The 6,760-nt window shown below is 64.5% G+C and carries 6 protein-coding genes and 2 pseudogenes; all 8 read left to right on the top strand.

The features are described 5' to 3' along the window. Positions 1 to 147 precede the first annotated feature (147 nt). The gene (locus tag BVER_RS28005) at positions 148 to 336 is read left to right on the top strand and encodes a hypothetical protein (RefSeq protein ID WP_050456023.1); all 189 of its coding nucleotides are present in this window, start codon (positions 148 to 150) and stop codon (positions 334 to 336) included. After that, positions 333 to 1,079: an ABC transporter permease gene (locus BVER_RS34805; protein ID WP_232316887.1), complete on the top strand. Its 747-nt coding sequence runs from the start codon at positions 333 to 335 to the stop codon at positions 1,077 to 1,079. The genes BVER_RS28005 and BVER_RS34805 overlap by 4 nt, the downstream gene beginning before the upstream one ends. Continuing rightward, a complete protein-coding gene (locus BVER_RS28000) occupies positions 1,037 to 2,149 on the top strand; it encodes an ABC transporter permease (protein ID WP_232316885.1) in 1,113 nt (370 codons plus the stop codon). The genes BVER_RS34805 and BVER_RS28000 overlap by 43 nt, the downstream gene beginning before the upstream one ends. Beyond that, positions 2,146 to 3,108 (top strand): annotated as a pseudogene (locus BVER_RS30900) (alpha-hydroxy acid oxidase); the annotation flags it as partial. The gene BVER_RS28000 and the pseudogene BVER_RS30900, both read left to right, overlap by 4 nt. 234 nt (positions 3,109 to 3,342) lie before the next feature. Then, positions 3,343 to 4,755 (top strand): FAD-binding oxidoreductase, encoded by a 1,413-nt coding sequence (locus BVER_RS27995; protein WP_050456024.1) that lies wholly within the window; start codon positions 3,343 to 3,345, stop codon positions 4,753 to 4,755. Between the two features lie 29 nt (positions 4,756 to 4,784). Next, a pseudogene (locus tag BVER_RS35430) lies at positions 4,785 to 5,093 on the top strand (dihydrodipicolinate synthase family protein); the annotation flags it as partial. A gap of 76 nt (positions 5,094 to 5,169) precedes the next feature. Then, positions 5,170 to 5,673 carry a dihydrodipicolinate synthase family protein gene (locus tag BVER_RS35425; RefSeq protein WP_050456021.1) on the top strand — a complete coding sequence of 168 codons (504 nt, stop codon included), beginning with the start codon at positions 5,170 to 5,172 and terminating at the stop codon, positions 5,671 to 5,673. A 122-nt stretch (positions 5,674 to 5,795) separates the two neighbouring features. After that, positions 5,796 to 6,760 (top strand): porin (locus BVER_RS27980; RefSeq protein ID WP_050456020.1); only part of this gene is annotated, 965 nt, incomplete at its 3' end.

Raw genomic sequence — 6,760 nt, 5'->3', positions numbered from 1 at the left:
CTTACCCGGAACAATGGACTCCAGTCGTCCCCATATCTCATCGGTCAGCAACATTCGACTCATCTTGATCGCTTACGCAAAAGATGAGATGTAAACACATTTCTTCAAATGTGAACAGAGCCTAGCGTCAACACCATCGACACGACCGTGCTCGACTTCTACGTCGCGGGCGATGTCAGCAAGTACCGCCTCGCGCGCTTGCACGGCGCGGCCGATGCCAAGCCGATCATGCTCACCTGCCTCACCCAGAGCGCGCGCGTGGACAACGCGCCGGGCCGCAACGTCGCGGTGCGCTGGGACGCGCGCGATGCCGCCGCCATTCCCGATACACCATGATGACCAACGCCGAACCCGTTGAATCCTCTGGCCGCGCCGGGCGCACGCTCGACGCGGCACAGCCGCCGCGCCGTCGAGCGACGCGCGGCAAACGCCGTTTTTCGATGCGCACTTTCCTGTGCGTCGCGCCGATCACGGTGTATCTGTTCGTGTTTCTGATCGTGCCGGTCGCGCAGTTGTTCGGCATGAGCTTCATGCAGGGCGGCGAATTCAGCTTCGCGAATTACGCGTGCATCGCGTCCGCGCCGGTCTATGCGCAAGTGCTCGCGATCACCTTCAAGATCGCCGCGTTCACCACGCTGTTCGCGGTGGTCGGCGGTTATCCGCTGGCGTATCTCGTCACCATCGTCTCGCCGAAGGCGCGCAACTCGCTGCTGTTCTGGATCACGCTGCCGTTCTGGACCAGCTTTCTGGTGCGTTCCTTCGCGTGGATCGTGCTGTTCGGACGGCATGGCCTGCTCAATCAACTGTTCGCGTCGCTCGGCCTGATCGATGCACCCGCCAAGCTGCTCTACACGTTCGGCGCGGTGCTGATCGGCATGGTACACGCGTTGATGCCGTTAGCTATCCTGACGATTATGTCGGTGATGAGCAACATTGACCGCAAGCTGCTGCCCGCCGCCTCCACGATGGGCTCGACGCCGCTGCGCGCGTTCCTCACCGTCTATCTGCCGCTGTCGTCGCCGCAGCCGCGATCCTCGTGTTCGTCACGTCATTGGGCTTCTTCGTCACGCCCGCGCTGATGGGTTCGCGGCACGACGTCATGCTCACGCAAGTGGTGATCGATCAGGTTCTGCAAACGCTCAACTGGGGCTTCGCGGGCGCGCTGTCGATGGTGCTCCTGGTCGCCGTGCTGATCGTGTTCGCGGTCTATCATCGCGTGGTCGGCCTCGACACGCTTGCAGGCGGCGCAGCAAAGCCGGGCCGCGCGCATGGCTCGCGCGTGAAGACGGCGGTGTATGCGGGACTACATGGCATCGCGGATATCGGCGATGCGATCGGACGCTTGATGCCCACGTTCAAGCGCGGAAAGAAGTGTGGCGCGGTGCCGCGTCTGCTGTGGCTCTACGGCATCGCCGCGCTGGTCTATCTGCTCGGCCCGACGTTCCTGATGATTCCGGAATCGTTCACGTCCGTCTCGTCGATCAACTGGCCGCCGACCGGCTTCTCCGTGCGCTGGTACGAAGCGCTCGCGATCTCGCCGAAGTGGGCCGCAGCCGCGTTCCAGTCGTTGGTGATCGGGCTCGTATCGGCGAGCGCGTCGATGCTGATCGGCGTGCCCGCTGCGTTCTTCCTGTCGCGATCGAACTCGCGCTGGCGCACGCCGCTGTACGTGTACTCGCTGCTGCCGCTGATCGTGCCGCACATCATCTATGCGGTCGGCCTGTTCTATTTTCTCTCGAAGCTCGGGCTAGTCGGATCGATCGCGGGCATGGCGATCGGCCACACGGCGATCACGATTCCCTATGTCGTCGTCACGACCTGCGCGATCCTGAAGAACTACGATCAACGGCTCGACGCCGCCGCGCACAGCATGGGCGCGACGCACTGGCAGACCCTCACGCGCGTCACGCTGCCGATTCTCGCGGCAGGTATGCTGTCGTCGTTCCTGTTCGCCTTCGTCACATCGTTCGATGAGTTGACCATCGCGCTGTTCCTGACGAGCGGCCTCAACAGCACGCTGCCGAAGCTCTTCTGGGACGAGGTATCGCTGTCGATTTCGCCGGTGATCGCCGCTGTCTCGACCTGTCTGTTCGTGTTGAGCGTGATCGTGATCGGCGCGGTGAATCTGCTGAAACGCAAGAGCGCATGAACGCCCTTTACTCCTCCACGCGCGGCTTCGCGAGCATCGCGGATTATCGCGAGGCCGCGCGGCGTCGCTTGCCGAAGATCGCCTTCGACTATCTCGACAAGGGCGCCGAAGACAACCGCACGCTGGCGCGCAATAGCGCCGCGTATCAGAACGTGCATTTTGCGCCGCGCGTGCTGGTCGACGTATCCGAAGTGAGCGCGGAACGGCCGCTCGGCAACTTCGTTTCGCGTGCGCCGATGATCGTCGGGCCGACCGGACTCAACGGCCTGTTCTGGCCGAAAGCCGACGAATTGCTCGCCGTTGCCGCGACGCAGGCAGGCGTGCCGTTCGTGTTGTCGAGCGCATCGACATCGCTCCTGGAAGACGTGCGCGAAGCCGCGCCATCGGGCGAACTGTGGTTGCAGTTGTATATCCAGAAGGATCGCCGCATTCCCGAAAGCATGATGCGACGCGCGGCGGCGGTGGGCTATACGACGCTGATCGTCACCGTCGACACACCCGTGCACGGCAAGCGCGATCACGACATCCACAACGGCTACAAGCTGCCGCTGCCGATCACGCCGAAGCTCGTGCTCGACCTCATCAAACATCCGCACTTGGCGATGCAGATCGCGCGTCACGGCACGCCGCAACTGACCAACCTCGCGCGCAGTCTCGGCGAAGCGCCCGATCTCGCGAAGCAGGCGACGAGCCTTTCGCGTCAGAAGGACCTCACGCTGTCGTGGCAGGACATCGCGTGGCTGCGGCGGCACTGGAACGGTCCGGTGATCGTCAAGGGCATTCAGACCGTCGCCGATGCGCGGCTCGCGGCACTTCACGGCGCGGACGGCATCGTGATTTCGAATCACGGCGGACGTCAGCTCGAAGGCGCGCTCGCGCCGCTGGAAATCCTGCCGCGCGTCGCCGACGCGGTCGGTCATACGCTCGACGTCTATGTCGATGGCGGCGTGCGGCGCGGCGCGGACGTGCTCAAGGCGGTCGCGCTCGGCGCGCGCGGTGCTGCTCGGACGCGCGCCGCTGTACGGCGTGGCGGCACGCGGCGCGGCGGGTGCATCGCATGCGCTGTCGATCCTGTACGACGAACTCATCACCACGCTGACGCTGCTCGGCTGCGCCAGTCTCGAAACCCTGAGCGAGCGGATCGTCGGCGCGCCCGAGCGCGAAACCGATGCCGCTCCCAAGCTTGCCTTGCTATGAACTTCATCGAATCGTTGCGTGACATCGTCGGCGCGGCCGGAATCGTGGATCCGCAAGAAAGCGAGCCGTATCTGACCGACTGGCGCGGACGCTATCACGGTCAATGTCGCGCGATCGTCAAGCCCGCGAGCACGGAACAGGTCGCCGCCGTCGTGCGTTTGTGCGCGGATCATGCGGTGCCGATCGTGCCGCAAGGCGGCAACACCGGACTCTGCGGCGGCGCGACGCCATCCGAAGCGGGCGATGCCATCGTGCTCAATCTCGCGCGCATGACGAAAGTCCGCGAGCTCGATGCCGCGAATTACACCATCACCGTCGAAGCAGGCTGCACGTTGCAGCAGATTCAGGAACTCGCCGCCGACGCCGATCGCCTGTTTCCGCTGTCGCTCGCGAGCGAAGGCTCGTGCCAGATCGGCGGCAATATCGCGACCAACGCTGGTGGCACGGCCGTGCTGCGCTACGGCAACATGCGCTCGCTGGTGCTCGGCATCGAAGCGGTGCTGCCCGACGGACGCATCTGGAACGGACTGCGCGGTCTGCGCAAGGACAACACGGGCTTCGATCTGAAGCAGTTGTTCATCGGCGCGGAAGGCACGCTCGGCATCGTCACGGCGGCCGTGCTTAAGTTGTCGCCCGCGCTGCGCACGCATGCCTGCGCATGGGTCGCGCTCGATTCCGTCGATGCCGCCGTCGCGCTGCTCGAACGCTGCCGCAGCGCATGCGGCGAAGTGCTGACATCGTTCGAACTGATCTCGCGCAGCCAGCTCGATGTCGTCTACAAACACGCGCCCGGCACGCGCGATCCGCTCGATGGCAGCTCGCCCTGGGTACTGCTGGTCGAACTCGCGGATTCCGCCGTCGATGCACCGTTACAAGCGATGCTCGAAAGCGTGATCGGCGCGGCGCTCGAAGACGGGCTCGCGCTCGACGCCGCCTTGCCCGCGAGCGAAGCGCAAAGTGCGGCGCTGTGGCATCTGCGGCATATCGTGTCGGAGGCGAACGTGCGCTGCGGCCATAGCGTCACGCACGATATCTCGCTGCCGATCTCGCGCATTCCGCAATGCCTGAAGGAAACCGAGGCGCGTCTGCTCGATGCGGGTCTCGTCGAAGGCGGCATGTTCCTGTACGTCGGCCATGTCGGCGACGGCAATATCCATTCGATCGTGCTGTTTCCGCACGACGCCTGGGCCAAGGTCGACGATCCCGCGCGGCGCATCGATGCGATCGGCAAGATCGTCAACGACGCGGCGGTCGAATTCGGCGGCAGCATCAGCGCGGAGCATGGCATCGGTCGCGCGCATCGCGAGGAACTCGCGCACTACAAGAGCGATGTCGAACTCGACATGATGCGCGCCGTGAAACGCGCGCTCGATCCGCATGGCCGGATGAATCCCGGCAAGCTGCTCTGAACGCACATCATCGATATTGGACACGAGCCATGACACTTGAACGATCCGCATTGAAGGGTCTTTTCCCCGCCTTCCCCACGCCCTTCACGGCGAGCGGCGCCATCGACACCGAACGTCTCGCGGAAATGGTCGACGCGATCATCACAGGCGGCGCGGCGGGCCTCGTGCCGGTGGGCGGCACGGGCGAATACACGGCGCTGTCGCCCGAGGCGCGCACGCTGGTCGTCAAGACCACCGTCGATGCCGTGCGCGGACGCGTGCCGGTGGAGGCGGGCGTGGTTTCGCCCGGTTACGACGAAGCGCTCGCGGCGGGCAAGTCGTTCGTCGATGCAGGCGCAGTAGGCCTGCTGCTCGGTCGTGCCGACCGATGCGGGCTTGCGCGCGTACTTCTAGCGCTATCGCGACGAAGCCGGCGTGCCGCTGCTGCTTTACGATATCCCCGGACGCACGCGCTATGCGACGCCGCCCGAAATCGTCGCCGCGATGGGCAAGGACGATGGCAGCATCATCGGCATGAAGGCGTGCAATACCGACCTCAACGCATTCGCGCGCACGGTGGAGTTGGCCGGCGAGCATATCTCCGTGATGAGCGGCGATGATCTGCTCTACGTGCAGCACATTCTGCTCGGCGGCACAGGCGGCATTCTGACTTCCGCGAGCCTGCTTCCGAAAGCCTGGTCGCGCATCCACGCGAGCGCGGCCAACGGCGACGCCGCCAGCGCGCTCGCCGATCATGCGAAAATGCGTCCGCTGTTCGACGCGTTGTTCGCGGAAACCAATCCCGGCCCCTGCAAAAAGGCCTTCGAGATGCTCGGCATGCCGATCGGCGGCGTGAAACTGCCGCTCGTGCCGCCCTCCGATGCCACCATCGCGCGACTGCGCGCGGCGCTCGATGCGCTGCCCGCGCATCTGCGTTGAGTCCCGCCTGACGCGTTCCGATCGACTGGCCTTCCTCGCGAAGGCCAGTCAGTTTTTCAAGCATTTTATTTCGTTATCCTTAACGTATATTTATTTTTACCACCCACCCCTGAAAACAAACCATGAAGACACACGCGATACGTCTTCTTCTCGCCGCCGCCCTGGCGACCTTCGGCGTCGCCGCCCATGCGCAAAGCAGCGTGACGCTGTTCGGCGTGATCGATGTCGGCCTCAACTACGTCAACAACGCGCAGACCGGCCGCAGCAACGGCGCGCTCGCGGGCAGTTCGCAATACTCAATGCAGGACGGCGGCATCGGCGGCATCAGCGGATCCTGCTGGGGACTGCGCGGCGTCGAAGATCTCGGCGGTGGCCTCAGCGCCGTGTTCCAACTCGAGAACGGCTTTTCGATCAACAACGGCACGCTCGGTCAGGGCGGCGCGGAGTTCGGCCGTCAGGCGTGGGTCGGCCTGAAGAGCAATACGTTCGGCACGGTCACGCTCGGACGTCAGTACGATTCGCTCGTCACCTACGTGCAGCCTTATACGTCGGGCGCGGTGTGGGGCGGCTATATGGGCTTCCATCCGGGCGACGTCGACAATCTCGGCAACACGCGACGCATCAACAACACCATTCGCTACGCCAGCCCGAGCATCGCGGGCTTCACGGTCGGTGGCACATATAGCGTCGGCGGCGTGGCGGGCAGCACGGGATCGCGTGCGGTGTACTCGATCGGCGGCGCGTACGCGCGCGGCCCGATTTCGCTCGGCGCGGCTTACCTCAACGCGCGCAACCCCAACTATTCGTTCTACGGCACCAATCCTTCGGCGGGCACGGCACTCACCAGCAACAATCTCGGTTCGGTCGGCTCGGCCACGGCCGCGCAGTCGTATCCGGCTTACGCGGGCTATGCATCGGCGCGCACGTTGCAGATCATCGCGGTGGGCGGCTCGTACACGCTCGGGAAGGCGAGGAGCCGTATGATGAACGGTCGAGAGAAGTCAGACTCCGCCATAGTAGCGAGGAAGCCTGCGAACAACGTCGGGAAACCGGCTGCGGAGTGGGTGGAGCCAAGGGCGGGGACCAA

Origin of the sequence: Candidatus Burkholderia verschuerenii (genome assembly GCF_001189365.1) — a bacterium.
GTDB lineage: Bacteria > Pseudomonadota > Gammaproteobacteria > Burkholderiales > Burkholderiaceae > Caballeronia > Caballeronia verschuerenii.
Note: the sequence above shows the minus strand (reverse complement) of the source record. Positions and strands in the feature narration are given on the sequence as shown.